Source organism: Nonomuraea sp. NPDC023979 (assembly GCF_040639085.1).
Classification (GTDB): domain Bacteria; phylum Actinomycetota; class Actinomycetes; order Streptosporangiales; family Streptosporangiaceae; genus Nonomuraea; species Nonomuraea ceibae.
Window position 1 is genome coordinate 1 of sequence record NZ_JBEZZG010000028.1, and the last position, 24,622, is coordinate 24,622.

The 24,622-nt window shown below is 72.0% G+C and carries 22 protein-coding genes, 1 tRNA gene and 1 other RNA gene; 15 read left to right on the forward strand and 9 right to left on the reverse strand.

Going from position 1 to position 24,622, the window contains the following annotated elements; translation table 11 throughout:
• Positions 1-225 precede the first annotated feature (225 nt).
• A complete protein-coding gene (gene sigJ, locus AB0G11_RS35550) occupies positions 226-1,149 on the forward strand; it encodes an RNA polymerase sigma factor SigJ (RefSeq protein WP_357591132.1) in 924 nt (307 codons plus the stop codon).
• A gap of 217 nt (positions 1,150-1,366) precedes the next feature.
• Here the strand turns inward: sigJ and AB0G11_RS35555 are convergent.
• A tRNA-Ser gene (locus tag AB0G11_RS35555) sits at positions 1,367-1,454 on the reverse strand.
• A gap of 93 nt (positions 1,455-1,547) precedes the next feature.
• On the opposite strand from AB0G11_RS35555, the gene ffs reads away from it, so the two are divergent.
• Positions 1,548-1,645: signal recognition particle sRNA small type (ffs, locus tag AB0G11_RS35560), an RNA gene on the forward strand.
• A gap of 30 nt (positions 1,646-1,675) precedes the next feature.
• On the forward strand, positions 1,676-4,345 hold the full coding sequence (locus AB0G11_RS35565; protein WP_357591134.1) for a DNA polymerase III subunit gamma and tau: 2,670 nt from the start codon (positions 1,676-1,678) through the stop codon (positions 4,343-4,345).
• Between the two features lie 100 nt (positions 4,346-4,445).
• Here AB0G11_RS35565 and AB0G11_RS35570 read toward each other — a convergent pair whose 3' ends face one another.
• A complete protein-coding gene (locus AB0G11_RS35570; RefSeq protein WP_219508190.1) occupies positions 4,446-5,876 on the reverse strand; it encodes a helix-turn-helix domain-containing protein in 1,431 nt (476 codons plus the stop codon).
• Between the two features lie 326 nt (positions 5,877-6,202).
• On the opposite strand from AB0G11_RS35570, the gene AB0G11_RS35575 reads away from it, so the two are divergent.
• The 5 genes from AB0G11_RS35575 (at position 6,203) to AB0G11_RS35595 (ending at position 10,095) form a co-directional block, all read left to right on the forward strand.
• Complete coding sequence (locus tag AB0G11_RS35575) at positions 6,203-6,553, forward strand: YbaB/EbfC family nucleoid-associated protein (RefSeq protein ID WP_219508191.1); 351 nt, start codon at positions 6,203-6,205, stop codon at positions 6,551-6,553.
• Positions 6,554-6,556: 3 nt separating this feature from the next.
• Positions 6,557-7,156, forward strand: coding sequence for a recombination mediator RecR (gene recR, locus AB0G11_RS35580; protein WP_219508192.1), 600 nt, complete (start codon positions 6,557-6,559; stop codon positions 7,154-7,156).
• A complete protein-coding gene (locus AB0G11_RS35585) occupies positions 7,149-7,679 on the forward strand; it encodes a DUF5063 domain-containing protein (RefSeq protein ID WP_219508193.1) in 531 nt (176 codons plus the stop codon). The genes recR and AB0G11_RS35585 overlap by 8 nt, the downstream gene beginning before the upstream one ends.
• 86 nt (positions 7,680-7,765) lie before the next feature.
• Positions 7,766-9,040 carry an aspartate kinase gene (locus AB0G11_RS35590; protein WP_219508194.1) on the forward strand — a complete coding sequence of 425 codons (1,275 nt, stop codon included), beginning with the start codon at positions 7,766-7,768 and terminating at the stop codon, positions 9,038-9,040.
• Positions 9,037-10,095, forward strand: coding sequence for an aspartate-semialdehyde dehydrogenase (locus AB0G11_RS35595; protein WP_219508195.1), 1,059 nt, complete (start codon positions 9,037-9,039; stop codon positions 10,093-10,095). Before AB0G11_RS35590 ends, AB0G11_RS35595 begins: the two co-directional genes overlap by 4 nt.
• A gap of 54 nt (positions 10,096-10,149) precedes the next feature.
• Here AB0G11_RS35595 and AB0G11_RS35600 read toward each other — a convergent pair whose 3' ends face one another.
• Positions 10,150-11,166 (reverse strand): hypothetical protein, encoded by a 1,017-nt coding sequence (locus AB0G11_RS35600; RefSeq protein WP_357591136.1) that lies wholly within the window; start codon positions 11,164-11,166, stop codon positions 10,150-10,152.
• Positions 11,167-11,390: 224 nt separating this feature from the next.
• Here AB0G11_RS35600 and AB0G11_RS35605 point away from each other — a divergent pair, with 224 nt between their 5' ends.
• The 4 genes from AB0G11_RS35605 to AB0G11_RS35620 are packed head-to-tail and all read left to right on the forward strand — an operon-like array spanning position 11,391 to position 14,915.
• Positions 11,391-12,059: a TetR family transcriptional regulator gene (locus AB0G11_RS35605; RefSeq protein WP_308125893.1), complete on the forward strand. Its 669-nt coding sequence runs from the start codon at positions 11,391-11,393 to the stop codon at positions 12,057-12,059.
• Between the two features lie 57 nt (positions 12,060-12,116).
• Complete coding sequence (locus tag AB0G11_RS35610; protein WP_357591137.1) at positions 12,117-13,076, forward strand: LLM class F420-dependent oxidoreductase; 960 nt, start codon at positions 12,117-12,119, stop codon at positions 13,074-13,076.
• 5 nt (positions 13,077-13,081) lie between these two features.
• Complete coding sequence (locus AB0G11_RS35615) at positions 13,082-14,497, forward strand: amidase (protein ID WP_219508198.1); 1,416 nt, start codon at positions 13,082-13,084, stop codon at positions 14,495-14,497.
• 58 nt (positions 14,498-14,555) lie between these two features.
• Positions 14,556-14,915 (forward strand): YkvA family protein, encoded by a 360-nt coding sequence (locus tag AB0G11_RS35620; protein ID WP_246645511.1) that lies wholly within the window; start codon positions 14,556-14,558, stop codon positions 14,913-14,915.
• Here AB0G11_RS35620 and AB0G11_RS35625 read toward each other — a convergent pair.
• The 4 genes from AB0G11_RS35625 to AB0G11_RS35640 form a co-directional block, all read right to left on the reverse strand.
• Complete coding sequence (locus AB0G11_RS35625) at positions 14,912-16,108, reverse strand: amidohydrolase family protein (RefSeq protein ID WP_219508199.1); 1,197 nt, start codon at positions 16,106-16,108, stop codon at positions 14,912-14,914. The two genes, AB0G11_RS35620 and AB0G11_RS35625, sit on opposite strands and share 4 nt — an antisense overlap.
• A gap of 134 nt (positions 16,109-16,242) precedes the next feature.
• On the reverse strand, positions 16,243-16,986 hold the full coding sequence (locus AB0G11_RS35630) for a tyrosine-protein phosphatase (protein WP_219508200.1): 744 nt from the start codon (positions 16,984-16,986) through the stop codon (positions 16,243-16,245).
• 10 nt (positions 16,987-16,996) lie between these two features.
• Entirely contained in the window at positions 16,997-17,794 is a 798-nt protein-coding gene (locus AB0G11_RS35635) for an SURF1 family protein (RefSeq protein WP_357591139.1), read from the reverse strand.
• A 29-nt stretch (positions 17,795-17,823) separates the two neighbouring features.
• Positions 17,824-18,270, reverse strand: a complete 447-nt coding sequence (locus AB0G11_RS35640; protein ID WP_219508202.1) for a helix-turn-helix domain-containing protein — start codon at positions 18,268-18,270, stop codon at positions 17,824-17,826.
• 60 nt (positions 18,271-18,330) lie between these two features.
• Between AB0G11_RS35640 and AB0G11_RS35645 the strand changes: the two genes are divergently transcribed.
• Positions 18,331-18,852, forward strand: a complete 522-nt coding sequence (locus AB0G11_RS35645; protein WP_357591141.1) for a GNAT family N-acetyltransferase — start codon at positions 18,331-18,333, stop codon at positions 18,850-18,852.
• Complete coding sequence (locus AB0G11_RS35650) at positions 18,849-19,439, forward strand: TetR/AcrR family transcriptional regulator (protein WP_219508204.1); 591 nt, start codon at positions 18,849-18,851, stop codon at positions 19,437-19,439. Before AB0G11_RS35645 ends, AB0G11_RS35650 begins: the two co-directional genes overlap by 4 nt.
• On the opposite strand, the gene AB0G11_RS35655 is transcribed toward AB0G11_RS35650, so the two are convergent.
• Positions 19,393-19,737 carry a hypothetical protein gene (locus tag AB0G11_RS35655; RefSeq protein WP_308125894.1) on the reverse strand — a complete coding sequence of 115 codons (345 nt, stop codon included), beginning with the start codon at positions 19,735-19,737 and terminating at the stop codon, positions 19,393-19,395. The genes AB0G11_RS35650 and AB0G11_RS35655 overlap by 47 nt on opposite strands.
• 152 nt (positions 19,738-19,889) lie before the next feature.
• Between AB0G11_RS35655 and AB0G11_RS35660 the strand changes: the two genes are divergently transcribed.
• On the forward strand, positions 19,890-21,287 hold the full coding sequence (locus AB0G11_RS35660; protein ID WP_357591143.1) for a class I SAM-dependent methyltransferase: 1,398 nt from the start codon (positions 19,890-19,892) through the stop codon (positions 21,285-21,287).
• Positions 21,288-21,592: 305 nt separating this feature from the next.
• Here the strand turns inward: AB0G11_RS35660 and AB0G11_RS35665 are convergent, their stop codons facing one another.
• Entirely contained in the window at positions 21,593-24,562 is a 2,970-nt protein-coding gene (locus AB0G11_RS35665; RefSeq protein WP_219508206.1) for an AfsR/SARP family transcriptional regulator, read from the reverse strand.
• Between the last annotated feature and the right edge of the window lie 60 nt (positions 24,563-24,622).

Below are 24,622 nucleotides of genomic sequence, written 5' to 3' on the forward strand. Positions count from 1 at the left end.
CCATCGACCGGACCACCTACAAAGCCACCATCAGCATCAACATGCTCCGGGCCAGCCCTTGACGCCACGACCCCAGCCCTAACTGAACGGCGTTGCCTCTAGGACAAGGCAGTCCACCGGCCTGTGACGGCGGCGAATGTGACGTGCGTCTCCCCTCCCGTGCGGGCCTGCGCGGCTACCCTGCGGTACGTCATCGCGGCCGTACGCGAGTCGGGGAGGAATTCCGTGCTTGGATCAACAGCTCAGAAAGAGGCCTTCGCTTACCGGCCGCTGCTGTTCTCCATCGCCTACGGGATGACCGGGTCCGTGGGCGATGCCGAGGACATCGTGCAGGACGCGTTCCTCGGCCTGACCCGGGCGTACCAGGCGGGGACCGTGATCGACAACCTGAAGGCGTACCTGACCACGGCCGTGACGCGACTGAGCCTCAACCACCTGGGGTCGGCGCGGGTGCTCCGGGAGACCTATGTCGGCGAGTGGCTGCCGGAGCCGGTCGTCGTGCTCGCCGACCTGCCCGAACCGGCCGAGCACGCTGAGCTGTCCGACTCGCTGTCGATGGCCTTCCTGGTGCTGCTGGAGTCGCTCTCGCCGATGGAGCGGGCCGTGTTCATGCTGCGCGAGGTGTTCGGGTACGGCTATCCGGAGGTGGCTGGGATCACCGGCAAGACCGAGGCGAACTGCCGGCAGATCTTCGCCCGCGCTCGGCAGCACATCGCCGCCGGAGGGCAGGTCGAGGGCAGTGCGCTGTCCCGCGAGCGCCGGGCGGAAGGCGAGGAACTCGCGCGCAGGTTCTTCGTGGCCGCCGAGGGCGGCGATATGGACGCCCTGCTCGGCCTGCTCGCGCCTGACGTGGTGCTCCACGGGGACGGGGGCGGCAAGGCGCGGGCCTTCGGGAGTCGTCTGGCCGGGCGGCCGGCTGTCATACGGCTGCTCCTCGGCGTGTTCCGCCGGGGCGGGACCCTGGGCGTCTCCCTCCGGCCGGCCTCGATCAACGGCCGCCCGGGCGCTGTCAAGTACGACTCAGAAGGCCGCGTGATCGGGGTGGTCGAGCTCGACATCGCTGAAGGTGTGGTCCGCGCGATCCACGCGGTGGCCAACCCCGACAAGCTCGCCCACATCGGGCCGGTATCCGATCTAGGACGGCTCTAGGAGTGATGGTGCAGTCCCGATCGTCAGCAGGCTGTCTCAAAGGCGCAGAGCGACGGCACTCCACGAATGGGGGTAGGTGTGACCGTTGAGGTGCCCGTGGGGAGGGGTCGTTACGGCCTGCGGGCTCATGGCGGATCCAGGACAAGGCGCCGAGGGCTCACCTGGGACCCGAACGCCAGAAGGGGTGTGCCGTGATCACGGCACACCCCTTCTGGGCTGGCGGAGGATGGGGGATTTGAACCCCCGAAAGGTTGCCCTTTACACGCTTTCCAAGCGTGCGCCCTCGGCCACTAGGCGAATCCTCCGCCGACGAGCTTACCGGACTTCCGGACGTGTGAAGACCACCATTTCCCCGGAGCGAGCGTGGAGCGAGCACTGCCGCATCCCGCTAGACTGTCGGTGGACCCCTCGCGCGGCGTCATCCTGTGAACCTCCCCAGGGCCGGAAGGCAGCAAGGATAAGCGGGCTCTGGCGGGTGTGCGAGGGGTTCTCTTCGTTAGGAGCCCCTCGCAGGCGGGATGGTCGCATGAGCCTTGCGCTTTACCGCAAGTACCGGCCCGGGACCTTCGCCGAGGTCAAGGGTCAGGAACACGTCACAGACCCGCTGCGGCAGGCGCTGCGCACCGGCCGAGTCAACCACGCCTACCTCTTCAGCGGCCCGCGCGGCTGCGGCAAGACCTCCAGCGCCCGCATCCTGGCCCGCTCGCTCAACTGCGAGAAGGGCCCGACGCCCGACCCGTGCGGCACCTGCGAGTCCTGTGTCGCGCTGGCTCCGACGGGTCCCGGTCACCTCGACGTGATCGAGATCGACGCGGCCTCCCACGGTGGCGTCGACGACGCCCGCGACCTGCGCGAGCGGGCCTTCTTCGCGCCGGTCTCCGCGCGCTACAAGATCTACATCATCGACGAGGCGCACATGGTGACCCGCGAGGGTTTCAACGCGCTGCTCAAGCTCGTCGAGGAGCCGCCGCCGCACCTGAAGTTCATCTTCGCGACGACCGAGCCGGAAAAGGTCATCGGCACCATCAAGTCGCGTACCCACCACTACCCGTTCCGGCTGATGCCGCCCGCGACGCTGCGCGCGCTGATGGAGGAGATCCTCACCTCCGAGAGCGTCCCGTACGAGCCGGCCGCGTTGCCGCTCGTCGTCCGCGCCGGCGCCGGGTCGGCGCGTGACTCGCTGTCGATCCTCGACCAGCTCCTCGCCGGGGCCGAGGACGACGGCATCACGTACGCCAAGGCCGTGTCGCTGCTCGGCTACACCGACGGCGACCTGCTCGACGACGTCGTGGCCGCGTTCGCCGAGCGTGACGGCGGCCGGGTGTTCCAGACGGTCAGCCGGGTCATCGAGGGCGGCCACGACCCGCGCCGCTTCGCCTCCGACCTGCTGGAGCGCTTCCGCGACCTGGTCATCCTGGCCAACGTCCCCGAGGCCGCCACCAGCGGGCTGCTCGACCGGCCCGCCGACGAGCTGGAGCGTCTCGTCGAGCAGGCCGCGTCCATGGGGCCCGCCGAGCTCACCCGGGCCGCCGAGATCTTCAACGCCGGGCTCACGGAGATGCGCGGCGCGACCTCGCCGCGGCTCCTGCTGGAGCTGATGTGCGCCCGCGTCCTGCTCCCGGCCGTCTCGCAGGACGAGACCGCCCTGCTCGCCCGCCTCGAACGCCTCGAACGCGGCGGCGCCGTCGCCCAGATGGCCGCCCGCGCGTCCGCCCCTCCGCTCCCGCAATCCGACGGTACGGGTCACGGCGCGGCGGGGCACGGTGGGCCGGTGCGTGAGGCCGTGCAGGGCGGGGTGGCGGTTCCCGCCCAGGGCGCGGCGTCCTACACGACAGGCGGCCCCGGCGGTGGCGCCCCTGCCGGTGGCACGTCGCAGGGAAGTGGCTCGGGCGAGGCGGCGGCGCAGGAGGCCGGTTCGGGGGAGGGGCGCGTGGCGCGGCCCTCCGGCGACGACTGGCCCGAGACCGTACGCCCCGGCGCCGCGCCCCCGGCCGCTGCCGCACCGGCGGCTCCCGCGCAGAGCGGCGCCGGGCCCGTGTCCGGCGGCGCTTCCGGGGGGCCCGTCGCCGGCGGGGCGGGGGCGATCCAGCAGCAGTGGCCCGCGGTCCTGGCAGCGCTCAAGCAGCGCAGCATCGTCGTGTGGGCGAACGTGAGCACCAACGCCCAAGTGGTCGGCGTCGAGGGCAACCTGGTCACTCTCGGCTTCACCCAGGTCGGCGCGATGAAGAACTTCACCGGCGGCGGCAAGGACGCCGTGGTGGCCGGCGCGCTGGGCGACGTGCTGGGCGGCACCTGGCGCGTGGAGGCCGTGGTGGGCGGCGGCCCGCAGGCGGCCCCGCGCGGTCCTCAGCCGGGCGGCTCCCACCCGGGCGGCTCGCATTCCGGCGGGCCTCAGGGGCATGCGCCGGGGTCGCACCCGGGCGGCGCTTCCGGGTCCCATCCCGGCGGGGCGTCGGGGTCGCATCCCGGGGGCGGATCGGGTTCTCATCCCGGCGGTCCGTCCGGGGCGCAGGGCGCATCCGGCGGTGACGCGGCGGACGGGCAGCAGGGCGGCTCCCACGTGGGCGGCGCCGAAGGGCGCACGGGCGGCCCTTCCGGGCCGCCGTCCGGGCCTGCGGGCGCGCGTCCCGAGGGAGGCGCGGGATCACGTCCCGGCGGCCCCGCAGGGTCGCACGCGGGCGCTGCGGGGCCGCACGGGGCTGCCACGAGCTCGTACGGGGACGCGGACGGCCGGGGAGGCGCCGCGGGCGGTCCGCACGACGCGGCGGGCGCCCAGGCGGCACAGGACGGCGCGCACGGGCCCGGCGGGGCGGCGGGCGGCCCTCAGACGACGGACGAGTCGTGGCCGACGGCGCCCGACGACCCGGGGCTCGGCTCGCCTCCCACGCCCGACCCCACCCAGGCGGCTCCCGGACGGTCCGGGGGCGGCGCGGTGGGCGCCGGGCTGGCGGCGGCCCGTTCGGCGGCCAGGGCGGCCGCGCAGGCGGGTCCCCGGACCGGCGCTCGTGCCGGCGGCGGCCGGGCGGGGGCGGCGTCCGGGTGGCCGGACGCGGTGCCCCGGCGGGACAAGAGCCTGGAGACGGACGACGTCGACCCGCTGAACGACGCGGACGCCGACGTGGACGCCGTCTCGGGCATGGCGCTCCTCCAGCGCGAGCTCGGCGCCCAGGTGATCGGCGAGATCGACCACACCTGACCCCCGTCGGAAGGCCGCCGTCCGCGGCGGGCGCGAACCCGGTGGCGGGCGCGGATTCTGACGGTGTCGCGGTTACCTGTCAGTAGCGGGTGGCGAAGGATCAGGGGGCGCGGAGGCGGGCGTGGGCTGCGGCCGCGCGGGGGTCGCAGGCCGGGAGGCCGCGGGTGATGCGTTCGAGGACCTGGTGGTCGTCGCGGCCGCTCTCCGTCTGGGCGTAGGCCCACAGGTCCTGGGGAGTGCCGTGGCGCAGCAGCGTGGTGCGGACCTGGACCTCCAGCTCGTCGCGGGCGCGGCGGATCTCGGGTGACTCCGAGCGCGGCAGCAGCGGCCCGGCGTAGGCGCGGGCCAGCGCCGCCGGGTCGCCGGCCGACAGCAGGCGGCGCAGCTCCAGGAAGTCGGCGTCGACGGGCGAGGTCAGCCGGTACGGCTTCGCCTCGACGATGGCGCCGAGCTGGGCGCGCAGCCGGTGCACCTCGGCCCTGATGGTGACGGGGTTGCCCGCGTCCCCGTACAGGTGGAAGGAGAGCTGGTCGGCCGAGAGGCCGCGCGGGTGGAGGGCGAGGAGGGCGAGGATCTCGGCGTGCCGCAGGGACAGCGGCAGCTTGCGGCCGTTGACGACGGCGGTCGGCGGGCCGTCGCCGAGCAGGGTGAGCCCGAGCGGGGAGGCGGTGACGGTCGGGGTGGCGCGCAGGAGGTAGCCGCCCGAGAAGGGCTCCAGGACGGCGACGCGGCCGTCGCGCAGGATCATGCGGTCTCCGGTGGTGGGGAGCGGGACGCGGGAGCCGAGGCGGCCGGAGGGGTCGCCGGCGATGACGCGGCCGGTGGGGGAGAGCAGGATGGTGGAGCGGGCGCGCAGGCCCTCGTAGCGGCGGCGCAGCGCGTCGTCGCGTTCGTGCATGCGCAGCGCGAGCTGGGTCTCGGCGAGCTTGGCCGCGGCGCCGACGAGGGCGACCGTGGCGGGGTGGAGGCTGGGCGCGGTGCCGCTGACGTCGACGCAGCCGAGGATCTGGCCGGAGTCCGGGTCGATGATCGGGGCGGCGCTGCACGACCAGACGTGCAGCACGCGCATGAGGTGTTCCTCGGAGTAGACGTGCACGGGGCGGCGCAGCGCCAGGGCGGTGCCGATGCCGTTGGTGCCGACGATGCCCTCGCCCCAGTGGTGGCCGGTGGCGAGGCCGACCTGGTCGGCGCGGCGCAGGGTGGCGGCGTGGCCCTCGCGCCACAGCACCCGGCCGTCGGAGTCGGTGACGAGGACAATGTTCTCGCTCTCGTCGGCGGAGCGGCCCAGGGTCTGGGCGAGGAGCGAGAGCAGCGGCTGGAGCGGGTGCGAGGCGCGCACGTCCTTGATGGTGGCGCTGTCGAAGGCCAGCGGGGCGGCGGTGGCGTCGAGGTCGATGCCGGCGTCGAGGGAGCGCCTCCAGGAGGCGCCGATCATGCCGCGGGGCTCGGCGGGGGTCACCTCGTCGGCGCTGAGGCTGTCGTGTGCCGCGCGCAGGCGGCGGGAGTATGCGTTCAAGTGAGCGTAACTCATCGGCCACTCCATGTAATCGGCCCCCAAGGCGAGCATCCGTTGTACAGGGCTTCCGGCGCAACCCGTTCGAGGGATTGCTTAGGGTGATTGAACGATCGCAACCTGTGTGCAACGTGGTGACGTCTACCGTTCCTCTCGACGCACCGGCATGGTGCGGCCGCTCCGGCCGGTGTGATGGCCGGGTCCCGGACACTGGAGGGGGGCCGGGATCCGGCCAGAATGAGGCCGGAGCGCGAAACACCTGCATGCCTGCCAGTACATGACCGCGCCCAAACACCGTAGGCTCGTGGCAGTCAAGAACGCGGAGCCACGAGGAGCGCACGACGGTGAACCCAGGGGATGTCAACCTGCAGCAGCTGCTGGAGCAGGCCCAGCTCATGCAGCAGCAGCTTGTGAGCGCCCAGCAGGAGCTCAACGATGCGCAGATCGAGGGCTCGGCCGGTGGCGGGATGGTCACGGCCGTCGTCAACGGCTCGGGCGAGCTGCTCGAGCTCAAGATCAACCCGAGCGTGATCGACGCCGCGGACCCGCAGGACACGGCCGACACGATCGCCGACCTGGTGATCGCCGCCGTGCGCGACGCCATCAGGGCGGCCTCCGACCTGCAGCAGGAGAAGCTGGGCCCGCTGGCCCAGGGGCTCGGTGGCGGCGGCCTCGGCCAGTTGCCGGGGTTCTAGACGATGTACGAAGGGGTCGTCCAGAACCTGATCGACGAGCTGGGTCTGCTTCCTGGCGTCGGTCCCAAGAGCGCGCAGCGGATCGCCTTCCACCTGCTGGCGGCCGATCCGGCCGACGTCAAGCGGCTGGCGCACGCGCTCCTGGAGGTCAAGGAGAAGGTCCGGTTCTGCCGGGTGTGCGGCAACGTGGCCTCCGAGGAGGAGTGCCGCATCTGCCGTGACGCGCGCCGCGACACGCATGTGATCTGCGTGGTCGAGGAGTCGAAGGACGTCGTCGCGATCGAGAAGACGCGCGAGTTCCGCGGCACCTATCACGTGCTCGGCGGCGCGATCAGCCCGATCGACGGCGTCGGCCCCGACGACCTGCGCATCCGTGAGCTCATGACCCGGCTGGCCGACGGCCGGGTGACCGAGCTCATCCTCGCCACCGATCCCAATCTCGAGGGTGAGGCGACGGCGACCTATCTCGCCCGTCTGGTGAAGCCGATGGGTGTGAAAGTGACACGACTGGCCAGCGGTCTGCCTGTGGGCGGTGACCTCGAGTACGCCGACGAGGTGACCTTGGGCCGCGCGTTCGAAGGACGGAGGCTGCTGGATGTCTGACGAGTGGAGCATCCTGGCGGAGGAGATCGCCGGACACGCGAGCAACTATGTGGACGGCCTGGCGAGAGTGGCGGGCGGCGAGGGCGGCGACGCCATCTGGTCGCTGTTGCTGGTCGAGGTCGCGCAGGTGAGCCTGGCCGGGGCCAAGCTCGGCGCGAACCGCGACGTGATCCTGTCGGGCAACTACGAGCCGCCGCTGAGCGAGGACCCCGACATCGACGGGGTGCGCACGGCGCTGGCCGAGAGGCTCGGCCCGGTCGACGACTACGCCGAGGTGTTCGACCCGTACAAGGACACGGGGGTCACGCCGTACAGGCTCTCCGACGACCTGACGGCGGTGGCGGCCGACCTCATCCACGGGCTGCGTCACTATCAGGCCGGGCGGCCGGCCGAGGCGCTGTGGTGGTGGCAGTATTCCTACTTCAACACCTGGGGCAACCACGCGGGCGCGGCCATGCGGGCGCTGCAGGCTCTGGCCGCGCATTCGCGGCTCGACGTGGCGGAGGAGGCCACCACCGTCTGACGGGTGTCCACATAGTGGTTGAGCCATCAGTGGCATGAGAGCCCCCAAGTAGACTGGCACCTCACAGTCCAGACCGGGAGACTCTCGTGGCGCTCGTTGTGCAAAAGTACGGTGGTTCGTCCGTCGCCGACGCGTCCTGCATCAAGCGGGTCGCGCAGCGGATCGTCGCGACGAAAAAAGCCGGCAACAACGTGGTCGTCATCGTCTCCGCCATGGGTGACACGACGGACGAGCTGCTCGACCTGGCTCAGCAGGTGTCGCCGCTGCCTCCGGGCCGCGAGCTCGACATGCTGCTGACCTCCGGCGAGCGCATCTCCATGGCGCTGCTGGCGATGGCGATCGCCAACCTGGGGCACGAGGCCCGCTCGTTCACGGGCTCGCAGGCGGGTGTGATCACCGACTCGACGCACGGCAAGGCGCGCATCATAGACGTGACGCCGAGCCGCATACAGGAGGCTCTCGACCAGGGCCACATCGCGATCGTGGCCGGTTTCCAGGGTGTCTCGCAGGAGTCGAAGGACATCACGACGCTGGGCCGCGGCGGCTCCGACACGACGGCGGTCGCGCTGGCGGCGGCCCTGGAGGCCGACGTCTGCGAGATCTACACCGACGTCGACGGGATCTTCACCGCCGACCCGCGGATCGTGCCGGCCGCGCGGCAGATCCCCAGGATCTCCTACGACGAGATGATGGAGATGGCGGCCTGCGGCGCGAAAATCCTGCACCTGCGCTGCGTCGAGTATGCTCGCCGCTTCAACCTGCCGATTCACGTACGCAGCTCGTTCAGTAACAGGGAAGGCACGTGGGTCGTCTCCGACCCTTACCACGAAGGAACCGAGATGGAGCAGCCGATCATCTCCGGCGTCGCGCACGACCGGAGCGAGGCCAAGATCACTGTTGTCGGGGTGCCCGACAAGGTCGGTGAGGCTGCCACGATCTTCAAAACTCTGGCCAACGCCGAGATCAACATCGACATGATCGTGCAGAACGTCTCGGCCGCTGCGACCGGTCGCACCGACATCTCCTTCACGCTGCCCACGGCCGACAGCCAGACGGCGCTGACGGCGCTGAAGAAGATCCAGAGTGAGATCGGCTACGAGTCGCTGCTCTTCGACGACCAGATCGGGAAGGTGTCGCTGATCGGCGCGGGCATGCGCTCGCACCCCGGCGTCACGGCGACGTTCTTCGCGGCTCTCGCCGACGCGGGGGTCAACATCGAGATGATCTCCACGTCGGAGATCCGCATCTCCGTGATCGTCGAGCAGGACGGTGTCGACGCGGCCGTGGCGGCCGCCCACCGTGCCTTCGATCTCGACTCCGACCAGGTCGAAGCCGTTGTGTATGGAGGTTCAGGACGATGAGCAGGCCCAATCTCGCCCTGATCGGGGCCACCGGAGCCGTAGGCACCGTCATGCGGGACATCGTCTCCTCGCGTGACGACATCTGGGGCGAGGTGCGCCTGGTGGCGTCGCCGCGCTCGGCCGGCAAGGTGCTCCAGGTGCGCGGCGAGGACGTCGTCGTGCAGGCGCTGGCCCCCGAGGTGTTCGACGGCATCGACATCGCCATCTTCGACGTGCCCGACGAGGTGTCGGCCGTGTGGGTGCCGATCGCGGCCGAGCGCGGCGCGATCGCGATCGACAAGTCGGGCACGTTCCGCATGGAGCCGGACGTCCCGCTGGTGGTGCCCGAGGTCAACCCGCTCGACGCGCGCGAGCGGCCGCGCAACATCATCTCGACGCCCAACTGCACGACGCTGTCGATGATGGCGGCCATGGGCGCGCTGCACGCCGAATACACGCTGACCGAGCTGGTCGTCGCCTCCTACCAGGCGGTCTCCGGCGCGGGCGTGGCGGGCTCGGCCCGGCTCTACGACGAGGTCGAGGCGCTGGCCGGCGACCGGTCGATCGGCCAGACGGCCGGTGACGTGCGCAAGGCGCTGGCCAACAAGCTGCCCGACGACTCGCCGTTCCCGGCGCCGATCGCGTTCAACGTGGTGCCGTGGGCGGGCTCGTACAAGGACGGCGGGTGGGCCTCCGAGGAGCTCAAGCTGCGCAACGAGTCGCGCAAGATCCTCGGCATCCCCGACCTCAAGGTCTCGGCGACCTGCGTCAGGGTGCCGGTGATCACCACGCACTCGCTGGCCGTGCACGCGCGGTTCGCGCGCGAGATCACGGTCGCCGACGCGCACCGGGTGCTGGGCGCCGCGCCGACGGTGGTTCTCATGGACGACCCGGCCAACGGGGTCTACCCGACCCCCGCCGACGTGGTGGGCACCGACCCGACCTATGTGGGCCGGGTGCGTCAGGCGGTCGACTTCCCCAACACGCTGGATCTGTTCGTGTGCGGTGACAACCTGCGCAAGGGCGCCGCGCTGAACGCGGCGGAGATCGCCGAGCTGGTCGCGTCCGAGTTCTGACGGGTTTCTGAAGTCCGGGCTCCGTCCACCGGGTGGTGGACGGAGCCGGCCCTGTCACCGGAACAGGATGTCCCAGTGGTCGCCTTCGTCGGCGAAGATGTCGCCCGACGGGGAGCGGTAGAGGGTGGCGCCGTCACTCCGCACACCGGTCCGGTGATTATTTTTTGTGATGTACCGGTCGATGCACTGGTTGTGTGAGATGTCGAGCTTGTAGCCGTTCCCGTGGCTGAACCGGCCCGAGGCGTGGCCCGCCTCGGTGCCGCCCGTCACCGTGATCGGGCACCGGCTGCGCCGCTTCAGCTCCACGGCCTTGGCGACGGTCCGGGTGCGCACCGAGTCGAGCGACGTGCAGTGGCGCAGGTGCTTGCTGGTGCAGTTGCCCGTCGACTTCCAGCGCAGGCCGGCGTCCTTGAGCCAGTCCGAGGCGTGCGCGTGCGACAGGTGCACGGTGGCGTGCCTGGGCCGCGCCCGGTGCAGGTCCACCGCGGGACGGCGGTGCCGCCTGGCCTCCGCCTTGCCGCCCTTGCTCTCGCGGGCCCGTGATTCGGGCCGCTCGGCCTGGCCGGCGTCGAAGCGCCTCAGGTAGAGCTCGCGGAACTCGCGCTCGTCGCCCGGCTCCCGGAAGTCGCCGGGGTGGCCGCTGGGCTCCTGGAAGTCGCCGGGCCGGCTGCCGGGCCGCCGGAGCTCGCGGGGTTCCCGCAGCTCTCCGTGCTCTCCCGGCTCTGCGGGGTCCCGCAGCTCTCGCGATTCCCCGTGCTCCCGCGGTTCTTCGTGCTCCCGCAGGTGGGAGAGCTCGCGCGGGTCGGTGGGTTCGCGCATATGGGTGAGCGCGCCCGGATCGGCGTGCTCGCGGGTCTCCGGGTGGTGTGCGCGGAGCCCCGCCAGCCCGTGGACGGGGCCGAGTTGGGCGTGGTAAGCCCGTTCCAGGCTCGTCGCGGTCTTCTCGAGCATGGCGTACCAGCGAGGGGCGTTGTACATGTCACCGGCTTCGTACACCCGGATGACCGGGTCCGGAGCCTGGCGTGGCTCGTCCGCCGGCGTCCTGGGGGCGGCCGAGGCCGCAGACGCCATCGCGATGATGGTGATCTCGATACCAAAGAGCGCGACCACGAGGAGCCGCACTGTCCTACGTATCCACATGTCGATGCCTTTTCGCGGAATAGCCCTTCCGCTGGAATCATCAATCCCACCCTTCACACCGGATAACCCCTGTCCCACCGGGATCTTTGCCTTGTGGCGGCGATCACCGTGCGGCTTCATGACCTAACCCGGAAATAAGCCGTAAAGTGACGAACGTGTCCGAAGCCCGAAACCGAGGATCGGAGAGCACTCGAGAGGTCATCGTCGAGACGGCCTTGCGACTGTTCCGGGAGCGCGGCTTCGAAGCGACGACGATGCGCGCCATCGCCGCCGAGGCCGGGGTGTCCGTGGGCAACGCCTACTACTACTTCGCCAGCAAGGAGGCGTTGATCCAGGCGTACTACGACCGCGCCCAGGCCGAGCACGAGCAGGCCTGCCGTGAGCTGCTGGCCACCGAGTTCACGCTGGCCGGGCGGCTGAGCGGGGTGCTGCGCGAGTGGGTGCGCGTCTCGGAGCCGTACCACGAGTTCGCGGTGAAGTTCTACAAGCACGCGGCCGAGCCGACGAACCCGCTGAGCCCGTTCAGCGAGCAGTCCTCGCCGGCCAGGGAGGCGTCCATCGGGATCTACCGGCAGGTGGTCGAGGGGGCGCGGGACCGGATGAACGCCGAGCTGCGCGAGGAGCTGCCCGAGCTGCTGTGGCTGCTGTCGATGGGCATGGTGCTGTTCTGGGTGCACGACACCTCGCCGGGGTGCGCGCGCACGTATCGGCTGATCGAGGTGACGGTGCCGCTGGTGGACCGGCTGGTCGGGCTGTCGCACCTGCCGGGGCTGCGCGGGATCACCAAGGACTTCATCGCCGCGGTGCACGAGCTCAGGGCGTAGTCGAGGCTACAGACCGGTTGGTATGGTCAGGGCACACCCGGATCCCGGAGGCGCGCGATGACCCAGAACTGGGGCATGACCATCCCCTTCTACGACCGTTCGCTGGCCCGTTCGCGGGAGCTGATCGAGGAGCTGCCCGCGCTCGGCTACACCGACCTGTGGTCGGCCGAGGTCAACGGCACGGACGGGTTCACGCCGCTGGCCCTGGCCTCGCAGTGGGCGCCCGGGGTGCGGCTGGGCAGCGCCATCGTGCCCGTCTCCACCCGCGGCCCGGCGCTGCTGGCCATGTCGGCGGCCACGCTGGCGGACCTGGCGCCGGAGCGGTTCGTGCTCGGCATCGGCTCGTCGTCCCCGGCGATCGTGGAGCGCTGGAACGCCGTCGAGTTCGCCAAGCCCTACGCGCGCACCCGCGACACGCTGCGCTTCCTGAAGCAGGCGCTGACCGGCGAGAAGGTGTCGGAGACGTACGAGACGTTCCAGGTCAAGGGGTTCAAGCTGGAGCGGGCGCCGAAGACGCCGCCGAAGATCGTGCTGGCCGCGCTGCGGCCGCGGATGCTGAAGCTGGCGGCCGAGGAGGCCGACGGCGCGATCACCAACTGGCTCTCGCCCGAAGACGTGCGCAAGGTGCGCGCCGAGATCGGGCCTGAGACGGAGCTGATCGCCCGGCTGTTCGTCTGCGTGAGCGAGGACACCGACCGCGTACGCGAGCAGGCCCGGTGGATGCTGGCCTCCTACCTCACGGTGCCCGCGTACGCGGCCTTCCACGACTGGCTGGGACGCGGCGAGGTGCTGCGGCCGCTGCACGAGGCGTGGGCGGCGGGCGACCGCAAGTCCGCGCTCCAGGCCATCCCCGACGAGGTCGTCGACGCGCTGATCGTGCACGGCGACGCGGCGACCTGCCGGGCGCGGATCGAGGAGTACGTCGCGAACGGCCTCAACACACCCGTGCTCGCCCCGATCCCGGGCGGCGAGGTCTCCATCACCCAGGCCGTCCGCGACCTGGCTCCGAAGGGCTGAGGCGCATGGACGACATCCTGCGGCTGGACGCGGTCGGCCAGGCCCGGGCGGTGCGCGAGCGGCTGGTGTCGCCGCGCGAGCTCGCCGAGGCCGCCATCGCCCGCATCGAGGCCCGCGACGGCGAGCTGAACGCGGTCGTGCACCCGCGCTTCGAGCGGGCCCTCGCCGAGGCCGACGACCTGCCGGAGCACGCGCCCTTCCGCGGTGTGCCGATCCTGCTCAAGGACCTGGGCTGGCAGCAGGCCGGCGAGCCGTACAGCGCGGGCTCGCGGGTCTGCGACGGCCTGCGGATCGACCGGGACGGGCACGGCGTGACCCGGTTACGCGAGGCCGGCTTCCTGATCCTGGGCCGGACGAACACGCCCGAGTTCGGCAGCACGATCAGCACCGAGCCCGTCGCGTTCGGCCCCACCCGCAACCCGCACGACCCCGCGTACTCAGCGGGCGGGTCGAGCGGCGGCTCGGCGGCGGCCGTGGCGGCCGGGATGGTCGCGCTCGCGACGGCCAGCGACGGCGGCGGGTCGATCCGCATCCCCGCCTCGTTCTGCGGCCTGGTGGGCCTCAAGCCCACGCGCGGGCGCGTCAGCCTCGGGCCCGCGCAGGGTGAGGGCTGGAACGGCTTCTCCTGCCCGGGGTTCGTGACCAGGACCGTGCGCGACACCGCCGCCGCGCTCGACCTGGTCTCCGGGTACGTGCCCGGCGACCCGTACGCCGCCCCGCCGCTGCCGCGCCCGCTCGCCGAGGAGGCCGGAGCCGACCCGGGACGGCTGCGGATCGGGTACGTCACCGCGCACCCGAGAGGCGACGTGCCGGAGGTCCCCGAGCTGGTCGAGGCCGTGACGGGGGCGGCGGCGCTGCTGTCGGCGCTCGGGCACGACGTGGCGCCCGGCTGCCCCGAGGCGCTGGGCGAGCCGGACTTCCCCCTGCACTTCGGCGCCATCGTGGCCGACAACCTGGCCGCGCTCGTCGAGAGCCTGGGCCCGGCCAGGGGCAGGGCCGTCGAGCTGGACGAGCTGGAGCCGCGCAACGCCGCCATGGTGGCCACGGCCCGGGGACGCAGCGCGGCGGCCCACCTGCTGGCCGCGCAGTGGATCGACGGCTTCCGCAGGCGGATGGCCGCCTGGTGGGCCGCCGGGCACGATTTGCTGCTCATGCCGTCGGTTGGCGTGGCGCCGTTCCCGCTCGGCTGGATCCCGCCGGAGGACCTGAGCACCGCGTTCGGCAGGACCGCGCACGTCGTGGCCTTCACCTCGCCCGTCAACGCCACCGGCCAGCCGGCCGTCTCGCTGCCGCTGCACCGCACCCGCGACGGGCTGCCCGTGGGCGTCCAGCTCGTGGCCGCGGCCGGGCGGGAGGACCTGCTCATCAGGGTCGCGGCGCAGATCGAGGCCGCCAGGCCGTTCGAGCATCCCGCGCTGTGAGGAACTCCTTGCCCCCGGTAACACGTTATGTCGTGAGAGACGGGGTAAGGGGAAACACATGATGGCGAAAGCAGCGAAGGCCGCGGCGGCCTATCGGGCGTACCGGGACGTCACCAAGCCCGGCACGCCCGGCCTCATGCCGCGGCTGCGGGCGATCCCCCGCATGCTCGGCGCCGCGCTCCGGGGCCGGTACGACGGGCTGGGCAAGGGCAGGCTCACCATGATGGCGCTCGGCGTCGTCTACCTGGTCTCGCCGATCGACGTCGTGCCCGACTTCCTCATGCTGATCGGCGTGGCCGACGACTTCGGCGTGTTCCTGTGGCTGATGGCGTCACTGCTCGGCGAGAGCGGACGCTACGTCGACTGGGAGCGCCGGATCATCACCGGCCGGGTGGAGCCGGCCCCGCAGGAAGGCTAGATCTCCTCCATCCTCAGCCACGCGCGTGACGGCAGCGGGTGCCCGAACAGCCGGGCCGCGTTGCCGTAGGCGACCCTGGCGATGTCGGCGGGCGGCAGCGCGCCGAGGTTGCGCGCGACCGACTTCTGCGTGTCGGGCCAGGTGGAGTCGGAGTGCGGATAACCGCTCTCCTGCAGCACGTGGTCGAGGCCGACCGCGAGCCGCACCCCCGACAGCGCGTGGTCGTCGAGTGTGCCGAAGAAGAAGTTGCGGCGCAGCACCTCGCTGGGCTTGAGCCCGCCGTCCCACTGCGCCTCGCCGGCCACCGGGTGGTCGAGGGCGTAGTCGGCCCGCTCGGCGAGCACCGGCAGCCAGCCCACCCCGCCCTCGGCGATGAGGATGCGCAGGTTGGGGAAGCGCAGCGGCAGCCCGGACCACAGCCAGTCGGCGCAGGCGAACATGGCGCTGGTCGGCAGCAGCGTGGTGATCGCCTCGATGGGGGTGTCGGGCGACGGCACCGGCGACCAGCTCGACTCGCCTATGTGGAGGCAGACGACCGTGCCGGTCTCCTCGCAGGCGGCGAAGAACGGGTCCCAGTGGCCGGTGTGGATCGACGGCAGCCGCAGCCGGGTCGGGAACTCGGGGAACACCACCGCCTTGAAGCCCCGGGCGGCGTTGGCGCGGATCTCCTTGGCGGCCACGTCGGGGTCGGGCAGCCAGGGGAGCTGCAGGCCGATGATCCGCTCCGGGTAGGTGCCCGCCCAGACGTCGATGTGCCAGTCGTTGTAGGCCTTGACCAGCGCGAGGCCGAGCTCCTGGTCGCGCGTCCTGGCGAACGGCATGCCCGACTGGCCGGCCAGCATGCCGGGGAAGCACAGCGCGGCCCAGACGCCGGCCACGTCCATGTCCTGGACGCGGGCCTCGATGTCGTGGCAGCCGGGGCGCATGGTCTCGAACCTGACCGGGTCCAGGGTCCACTGCTCGCGGGGCAGCCCGGCGCCCACGTCGAGGCCGGCGCACGGGTAGGTGGCGCCGCCGTAGCGCCAGACCTGGTGACCGGCCTCGGTCTCCACGACCTTGGGCGCGACGTCGGCGTATTTCTCCGGCAGCCTGTCCTCGAAAAGGTCAGGGGGCTCGATCAGATGATCGTCGGCGGAGATGATCACGTAGTCGCGCCGCCTCGGCTCTGGATCGGGAAGCAGCGGCGTAGTCACGCAGGTAACCGTACGACGGCGGGATAACGTCGAACAAGCTGCGACGTATCCGTTGGGTATCCGGGCATATCCGAGGGCCGTTCGGACCCGGGATCGCCGGGAGGGGGACGGCTGGCGATCCCGGGGCCCCGCCGCTACCCGCGCGGGCCGGGTTCAGTCAGGAGATGGGCGCGCAGTTCGCCGACGGCGTCGGGGGAGAGGCCGACCACGCCGGTCACGTACGACTCCACCGAGCCGTGCCTGTCCGCCAGGTCGGCGAGGAACAGCCGCATGGCCTCGGCGGGGGCCAGGCCGAAGCCGGGCCACAGCTCCTCGTCCGGGTGGCGGGCCCGCCAGTCGGCGATGAACCGCTCGGTGGCCAGGCCGGTCAGCTCGTAGTCGGCCACGATGTCGTCGTCGGCCACGCCCGCCACGGCCAGGATCATCGCCGTGAGCAGGCCGGTGCGGTCCTTGCCGGCGGCGCAGTGGATCACGGCGGGGGCGCTGTCGGCGCGGCAGACCGTCTCCAGGGCGGTGCGCAGGTTGTCCACGCCGTCCTCGGTGACCTCCAGGTAGCGGTCGGCCAGGAAGCGGGGGACGCCCTCCGCCTCGTCGAAGGTGGCGAACTGCCAGCGCCGGCCCTCGATCGGCAGGTTGTGGTAGGCCAGGCCGTGCTCGTCGGGGACGCGCCCGTGCCTGTCGACCTCGAAGGGGTGGCGCAGGTCGATGACGGTGCGCACGCCCAGCGCGCGGAACGTCTCCAGGTCGGGTCCGGCCAGCCAGCCGAGGGAGTCGGCCCGGTAGAGCCGCTGCCAGCGGACGGTCCGGCCGTCCTTGGTGGCATATCCACCTATGTCGCGGAAGTTGTGGATATTTGCGAACTTGATGTGGCGGCTCACGCTCACCACCTTAGTTCGCGGACATTTCCGCCTGCTGGTCATCGGCGGCGCGGGCCTCCTGCGCCTTGCGGTCGGCCAGCTCGCGGCGGATCAGCAGCACCCAGCCGCCGATCGCGATGCCGACGAACAGCCACCACTGCACGCCGTAGGCCAGGTTGAGGCCGCCTCCGGCGCCCACGTCGGGGGCCGGCACCGGCTCGGGCGCCGCCGCGGGCGCGGGCTTCTGCTCGACCAGCTCCACGAAACCGCCCACGAGCCGGTACGGCAGCGCCTTGCCGATCTTGGCCGGGTCGATGAGCAGGACCTGGCCGGGCGGCAGCCCGGAGCGCTCGCGGATCCCGCTGTTGGCCTCGGTCTCGCCGGTACGTAGCCGCCCGGTGACACTTACCTCACCCGGCGGCGGCGGGGGCACGTCCGGCGGGGTGTCGGCGGTCGCCCCGGCCTTCACCCAGCCCCGGTTGACGAGCACCGCCTGGCCCTGGCCGATCACCAGCGGGGTCAGGACGTAGTAGCCGTTGCGCCCGTCCTGCGGCCTGCGGCGCACGACCAGGCCGTGCCCGGCGTCGTACGTGCCGCTGACCACGACCTTCCTGAACCGGTCGGACTCCTTGACCGGCTCGCCCGGCCGGGCCAGGGTGCCGAGCGGCACCGGGGCTGCCTCGATGTTGGCGGTGACCAGGTCGCTGTTGGCCGAGCGCTCCTCGAAGCGCCCGAACTGCCACCGGCCCAGGAACACGAAGGCGGGGATCACGAGCAGCACGACGACGTGGAGCGCGATCCAACGGGGCGTGAGCAGGAACCGGTACACGCTACAAGGGTAGGCACCGATGCCGGTGGTCAGGCGCCCGGCACCGCCGTGACCTCGCGCGGGCCGCCCACCTCGTGGCCGTCGGCGCAGCGCAGGTGTTGCTCGACGGGTGCGCCGCAGTCGCGGTGGGTCAGCAGGACGGGCGGGCCCTCCTCGCCCGCCAGATACTTGTCGCCCCAGTGCATGAGCGCGACCAGCAGCGGATAGAGGTCGCGCCCCTTGTCGGTGAGCCGGTACTCGTCGCGCTGGCGCTGGCCGGGCTCGCGGTAGGGCTCCTTGCGCAGCAGGCCCTCGTCCACCAGCCGGGTCAGCCGGGCGCTGAGCACCTGGCGGGGGGCGCCGGTGAACGCCTGCATGTCGGCGAAGCGGCGTACGCCCCGGAACGCCTCACGCAGCACCAGGAAGGTCCACTTCTCCCCGACGATGTCCAGGGTCCGCTCGATGGAGCAGTTGGCCACCCGGAAAGGCACGTTCATGGTGCACATCATACCTGAGTTCAGTTGACAGACTCAGATCGTTGAGGGCAGGCTGGGTCTGTGATTCGAACTCAGGAGCCGCTGATCCGCCCGGCGCGGGCCGACGACGACGAGCGCGTCCGGCGCTTCCTGGCCGGGCTGTCGCCGCAGACGCAGACGCTGCGCTTCTTCACCGGCGTCACCCGGCCCTCCGCGAGCCTCGTGCGCACGATGGTCGAGGTGGACGAGCGCCGTGACGCCCTGGTCGCGCTGCACGGCGACGAGATCGTCGGCCACGCCATGAGCTACCGGGGAGGCACGGCCGACGTGGAGATCGCCGTGGTCGTCACCGACCAGTGGCAGGGCTTCGGGCTCGGCCCCAGGCTCCTCGGCACGCTCCTGATCAGAGCCGCCGTGCGGGGCGCCACCACCGTGGGCATGGACGTGCTGGGGGAGAACAGGCGGGCGCTGCGGATGATCCGCAGGATCTGGCCGGAGGCCGGCATGAGGGTCGCGTCCGGCGCGGTCGAAGTGACCGCTATGATCCAACAGGCGGGAGTATTTGCGGAACAACGTTCTGGTGGCTCACCATTGACAGCGTGAAGAGTGTCAAGAACGGACGCGACGGACGGACCCGGATCATCGAGGGCGCGCTCCGCCGTTTCAGCCAGGACGGCGTCTCCGCCACGACCCTGGCCAGCCTCCGCGAGGAGAGCGGCGTGAGCGTCGGAAGCTTCTACCACCACTTCGCCAGCAAAGAGCACGTCTTCGGCGTGCTCTACGGCGAGATCCTGGCCTCCTACCAGAGCGAGTTCCTCGCCGAGCTGGTCGGGCACGACGACGCCCGTGCCGGGATCGAGGCGATCGTCGCGTTCCACATGCGCTGGGCCGGAGAGCACCCCGAACGGGCCCGCATCCTGGTCAGCGAGCGCCCGCCGCGCAAGCACGAGCCGGGCGGCGCCGAGGTCGCCGAGGCCAGGCGCGGCTTCTTCCGCCAGGTCTCCGACTGGTGGCGGCCGCACATGAAGAACGGCCTGCTCCAGCCCGTCCACCCGACCATGTGCTACGTGCTGTGGCTCGGGCCCGCGCAGGAGATGTGCCGGCTGTGGTTCGCGGGCGCCCACACCCCCACCGACGAGGAGATCAGGGGGCTCGGCGAGGCCGCCTGGCAGAGCCTGCGCCAGCCCTGACCGGCGGCCCCAGCCGGGCGGGCACCCGCCAGCTCGACCGGTCGAGCGAGATGTCCAGCCGCAGCTCACCGCGCTGCCTGCGCAGGCCGGGCACCCGTACGCGATCGTGCACCGCGAACCGGCCCCGGTGCCGGTAGCCGAAGCCGAGCTCGCCGGGAAGCACCCGCATGTCGTCGTGGTTGCCGCAGCGCGGGCACGTCCACGAGACCAGGTCCAGCCACCGGTTGTAGCCCGAGCAGGCCGCGAAGTATTCGTCCGGCGCGAAACGGGACTGGCAGGTCAGGCAGGGGATCAGCACGAATCCGCTCCTCGTCGAACGGCACAGCGGCTCCCCAGAAGTATCGCGCCCCACTTGTTCCCAGCTTGCGGAAAACTTGGATGTCTCGGTAACAGTATGATCACTGACGGTATCGGAGGTTCCGTTGTGATCTGCGGTGAAAGGATGGTCTCGTGGAACGACTGCGTGAGCACCTCCTGGAGACCGGCTACACGATCGACGGCGTCCGCGACCGGCTGGGCGACATGGCGGCCACGGCGCTGGCCCGCGAGGAGCTCGTGCCGGCCCTGCGCGCCACCGCCGCCGGCGACCCGCTGGGCACGCTGATCCGCCTGTGGTGGCTGGGCGTCCCCGTGGAGACGAGCGCGCTGCACCCGTCCGTGCTGGAGTCCGGCCTGATCGCCGTCTCCGGCTCGCAGGCCCGCGCGACCGTCCACCTCCAGCCCTGGGAGACCGGCGGCTACGTCGTCTCCGACCGCAAGGTGCGGCCCGGCGACCCGGCGCTGCGCCCCGACCACGTGGTCGGCGCGGGCGGCGCCTCCGCCAACCTCGCCCAGCTCGTCACCCGCCGCCCCGTCGGCCGCGCCCTCGACCTCGGCACCGGCTGCGGCGTCCAGGTGCTCTCGCTGGCCGGGCGGGCCGGCCACGTCACCGCCACCGACGTCAACCCGCGCGCCGTCGAGCTCGCCCGGCTGAGCTGGCAGCTCTCCGGCCTGACCGGCGTCGAGGCCCGCACCGGCTCCCTGTACGAGCCCGTGGCGGGCGAGCGGTTCGACCTGATCGTCTCCAACCCGCCGTTCGTCATCTCGCCCGGCGGCCGGCTGACCTACCGCGAGACCGGCGGCGACGGCGATGGCTTCTGCCGCGATCTCGTACGGGACACGCCCCGGCACCTCAACCCCGGCGGCCAGGCCCACTACCTGGCCAGCTGGCTGCACGTCGAAGGCGAGGACTGGCGCGACCGCGTCGGCGGCTGGCTCGGCGAGACCGGGTGCGACGCCTGGGTGGTGCAGCGCGACGCGCAGGACCCCGCCGAATACGTGGAGCTGTGGCTCAAGGACGCCGCCGAGCAGGGCACCCCCGGCTACACCGAGCACTACGACCGGTGGCTCGCCTGGTTCGAGGAGCACAAGGTCGAGGGGATCGGGTTCGGCTGGATCAGCATGCGCAGCTCCGGCACCCTGGACCCGGTCGTACGCCTGGAGGAGCTCACCCACCAGGTCACGCTGCCCGTCGGCGGCTACGTCGACGACGTGCTCGACGCGATCGGCGCCGCCCACCGGGTCCGCGACCTCGGGTCCGCGCTGCTGCGCACCGCCGACGGGCTGCTCGACGAGCGGGTGGGGCTGCCGGGGGCCGAGGACCCGATGCGCATCGTGCTCCGCCAGACGACCGGGCTGCGCCGCAGCAGGGAGGTCGGCACCGTCGAGGCGGCGCTCGCCGGGGTCTGCGACGGGGAGCTGGCGCTGGGGCCGCTGCTCAACGTCATCGCCGAGCTGGTCGGCGACGGCGAGATCCCGGACGCCGACGCCATCCGCCCCCTCATCGCGGAGGGCTACTTCCTGCTCTAGACCTTTTCGGTTGCCCAGGCTCAGCGCCTTTGATTCGCCGTTGATCGGTTGTTGACGCCGCCGGTGGAAGCTTCTGACTACGACACGGACCTGGGGGGTTCGAGGACCGTGTCGGGTCCGGCCGGTCGTCGATGTGAGGCGGCTAGCCGCTACGCGGAGCATCCGGATAACCGGGCCCCCTAGCGACGCGTGGCGGTCAGATGGCCGGCCGGGCCGCGTATCTCATCGGCCACGGGGGTCGTGACTCCAAAGGGACAGCCTTGTTTAACCATGTGTGGATGACACGTCTGGACGACGAGCTGTACTCAGGACTCGACGACCTGAGCGCTGTCGAGGAGGACCTTGATGTCCCCGGCCTCGGGCGCGCCCAGCCTGGTGAAGATGGCGAAGGCCTGGCGTAGGCAGTCGACGCTCCTGGAGACGCTGCCGAGCCCGCGCAGCGCCTTGCCCAGCACCGCCAGCGACAGCGCCTCCCCGAACGGGTGGCCGATCTCGCGTGACACGACCAGCGCCTGCTCGGCGTGGCGTACGGCGTCGGGGTAGCGCTCGGCGGCGATGAACGTCTCGGCCAGCCGGGAGCAGACCCGCTGCTCCCACACCCGCTGCTTGCTGGCGCGGAAGAAGGCCAGGCACTCGGCGTGGTGGTGCACGGCCTCGGTGAGCCTGCCGACGCGCGACAGCACGATGCCGAGGTGGTAGCGGGCTCTGGCGGTGCCGGCGCCGCTGCCGATCTCGGTGAAGATGGCCAGGCCCTTCTCGGCCGCGGCGATCGCGTCGTCGGGGCGGCCCAGGCCCAGGTGGTCGCGGGCGGAGTAGCTGAGCACCAGCCCCTCGCCGGCGGGCACGCCGTTCTCCCGGTAGAAGCGCATGGCGGCGTCGAACCAGGCGAGCGCCTCGGTGTGGCGGCGCTGCCGGCCGACGACGACGGCGAGCGCGTTCAGCACCTCGCCGGTGACGACCTTCTCCTTGCGCTCGACCGACAGCGTGTGGACGATCTCGAACTGCTCCTCGGCCTCCGGCAGCCGGTTGCCGGCGAACAGCACGCGGCCGAGCACGTAGCGGGCGCGCAGCTCGCCGGCCTGGTCGCCGAGCCGCAGCGCGGTGGCGAGCACGGCGCGGGTGCCGAGGTCGAACTCGCGGGTGTGGGTGCCCGACTCCAGCAGCGGCTCCATGGCCACGAGCAGGTCGCCGGCGGGCAGGAGCTGCTCGCCGGTGCGCGAGGACGCGGCGGCCTGGTTGATCGCGGCGAACAGCGAGTCGCCCTCGGCGATCAGCCAGGCGACGGCCTCGTCGGCGGTGCCGAACGTGCGCCCGCTGCCGACCACCACCAGGTTGTCGGAGATCATGCTGCCCTCGTAGGCCAGCCGGTGGGCCGACTGGGCGGAGGCCAGGTAGAAGCCGAGCAGCCGCCGCAGCGCCATCGTGCGGGCTTGGGGGCGTTCGCTCTTCTCCAGCGCCCGCCTGGCGAACAGCTTGAGCAGGTCGTGGAAGCGGTAGCGGCCGGGCGCCGGGGCCTCCAGCAGGCTGGCGTCGACCAGCGACTCCAGCACGTCCTCGGCCTCGATCACCGTCGTCGAGAGCACGGCGGCTGCGGCGCCCGCCGAGATGTCGGGCCCGTTGGGCAGCGACAGCAGCCGGAAGGCGCGGGCCTGGGCGGCTTCGAGCTGGCCGTAGCCGAGCGCGAAGGTGGCCTCGACCGCCAGGTCGCCGACGCGCAGCTCGTCGAGCCTGCGCTGCTCGTCGGCCAGCCTGGGCACCAGGGAGGCGACGGTCCACGAGGGCCGGGCGGCGAGCCTGGCGGCCACGATGCGCACGGCGAGCGGCAGGAAGCCGCAGGCGGCGACCACGTCCATGGCGGCGGCGTGCTCGGCGGCGACCCGTTCCGGCCCGGCGACCGAGGCGAACAGCGACAGCGCCTCGTCCGGCTCCATCACGTCGAGGTCGATGAGCTTGGCCGACGGCAGGTCGGCCAGCTTGACCCGGCTGGTGACGATGGCCGCGCAGCCGGGCGAGCCGGGCAGCAGCGGGCTGACCTGCCGGGCGTCGCGGGCGTTGTCGAGCAGGACGAGGATGCGCCGGTCGGCGAGGATGGACCGGTACAGCGCCGAGCGTTCGGCCAGTCCTTCGGGGATGACGTCGGTCGGGATGCCGAGCGCGCGCAGGAACGCGCCGAGCGCCGATTCGGGCGCGGTCGCCTCGTCGGTGTAGCCGCGCAGGTCGGCGTAGAGCTGGCCGTCGGGGAACAGGTCGCCGGTCGCGTGCGCCACGTGCACCGCCAGCGCGGTCTTGCCGACGCCGCCGATGCCGCAGATCGCGGCGACGGGCACGCCCTCGGCGGGCGACTGGGCCGACAGCAGCGTACGCAGCCGCCGGGCGATCTCCTTGCGGCCGGTGAAGTCGTTCACGGCGGCCGGGAGCTGCGCCGGGCGGGGCAGCTCGGGCGCGTGCTCCTCCTCGGCGGGCGGCTCGTCGGGGGCCACCTCGGCGGCAGCGAGCGTGGGGTCGGCGGCCAGGATGCGCTGGTGCAGCGAGGTCAGCTCGTGGCCGGGCTCGATGCCGAGCTCCTCGACCAGCGCGTCGCGCGTCTCGGTGAACACGGCCAGCGCGTCACCCTGCCGCCCGCACCGGTAGTAGGCCAGCATGAGCTGGGCGCGCAGGCGCTCGCGCAGCGGGTGGTCGGCGGTCAGCGCGATCAGCTCCGACACGACCGCGGCGTGGTTGCCCAGCTCCAGGTCCATGTCCATGAGCGTCTCGATGGCGCTGATGCGGCGCTCGATCAGCCGGTCGCGCTGGTGCTCGGCGTACGGGCCGACGGCCCCGGCGAGCGGTTCGCCCTCGAACAGGGCGAGCGCGGCCCGCAGGCCGGTGGCGGCGGCGGACAGCCGGCCTGACCTGCGCGCGCTCTCGGCCTCGGCCATGCCGCGCTCGAACCGGGTCAGGTCCAGCGCGTCGCCGGGCAGTCGCAGCGCGTAGCCCCTGCCGACGGAGGTGAGCAGCTCGGGACGTGAGCGGGCGGGCCTGTCGGGCTCCAGCACCGTGCGCAGCCGGGACACGTACGTGCGCAGCGCGCCGAGGGCCCTGGGCGGCGCTTCCTCGCCCCACACGGCGTCGATCATCTCGGCCGGGGTGACCGCGCGGCCTTCCCGCAGGAGCAGCATGCCGAGAATGGAGCGCTGCAGCGGCGTGCCGAGGTCGAGCTCCTGACCATCGCGCCACGCGCGGACGGGACCCAGTACGGCGAACCGCAGCCCGCCTTCGATGTCCTGACCAGCCATGCCGCCTGTCCCCACATCAATGGAACGATTTGTTACCAAATGATAGATCCAATGACGCCG

What these genes read in the sequence shown, in the direction of transcription:
- AB0G11_RS35565 (WP_357591134.1), top strand. Translation starts at nt 1,676, where the DNA reads ATGAGCCTTGCGCTTTACCGCAAGTACCGGCCCGGGACCTTCGCCGAG.
- AB0G11_RS35570 (WP_219508190.1), bottom strand. Translation starts at nt 5,876, where the DNA reads ATGAGTTACGCTCACTTGAACGCATACTCCCGCCGCCTGCGCGCGGCA.
- recR (WP_219508192.1), top strand. Translation starts at nt 6,557, where the DNA reads ATGTACGAAGGGGTCGTCCAGAACCTGATCGACGAGCTGGGTCTGCTT.
- AB0G11_RS35585 (WP_219508193.1), top strand. Translation starts at nt 7,149, where the DNA reads ATGTCTGACGAGTGGAGCATCCTGGCGGAGGAGATCGCCGGACACGCG.
- AB0G11_RS35595 (WP_219508195.1), top strand. Translation starts at nt 9,037, where the DNA reads ATGAGCAGGCCCAATCTCGCCCTGATCGGGGCCACCGGAGCCGTAGGC.
- AB0G11_RS35600 (WP_357591136.1), bottom strand. Translation starts at nt 11,166, where the DNA reads ATGGCGTCTGCGGCCTCGGCCGCCCCCAGGACGCCGGCGGACGAGCCA.
- AB0G11_RS35610 (WP_357591137.1), top strand. Translation starts at nt 12,117, where the DNA reads ATGACCCAGAACTGGGGCATGACCATCCCCTTCTACGACCGTTCGCTG.
- AB0G11_RS35615 (WP_219508198.1), top strand. Translation starts at nt 13,082, where the DNA reads ATGGACGACATCCTGCGGCTGGACGCGGTCGGCCAGGCCCGGGCGGTG.
- AB0G11_RS35620 (WP_246645511.1), top strand. Translation starts at nt 14,556, where the DNA reads ATGATGGCGAAAGCAGCGAAGGCCGCGGCGGCCTATCGGGCGTACCGG.
- AB0G11_RS35640 (WP_219508202.1), bottom strand. Translation starts at nt 18,270, where the DNA reads ATGAACGTGCCTTTCCGGGTGGCCAACTGCTCCATCGAGCGGACCCTG.
- AB0G11_RS35665 (WP_219508206.1), bottom strand. Translation starts at nt 24,562, where the DNA reads ATGGCTGGTCAGGACATCGAAGGCGGGCTGCGGTTCGCCGTACTGGGT.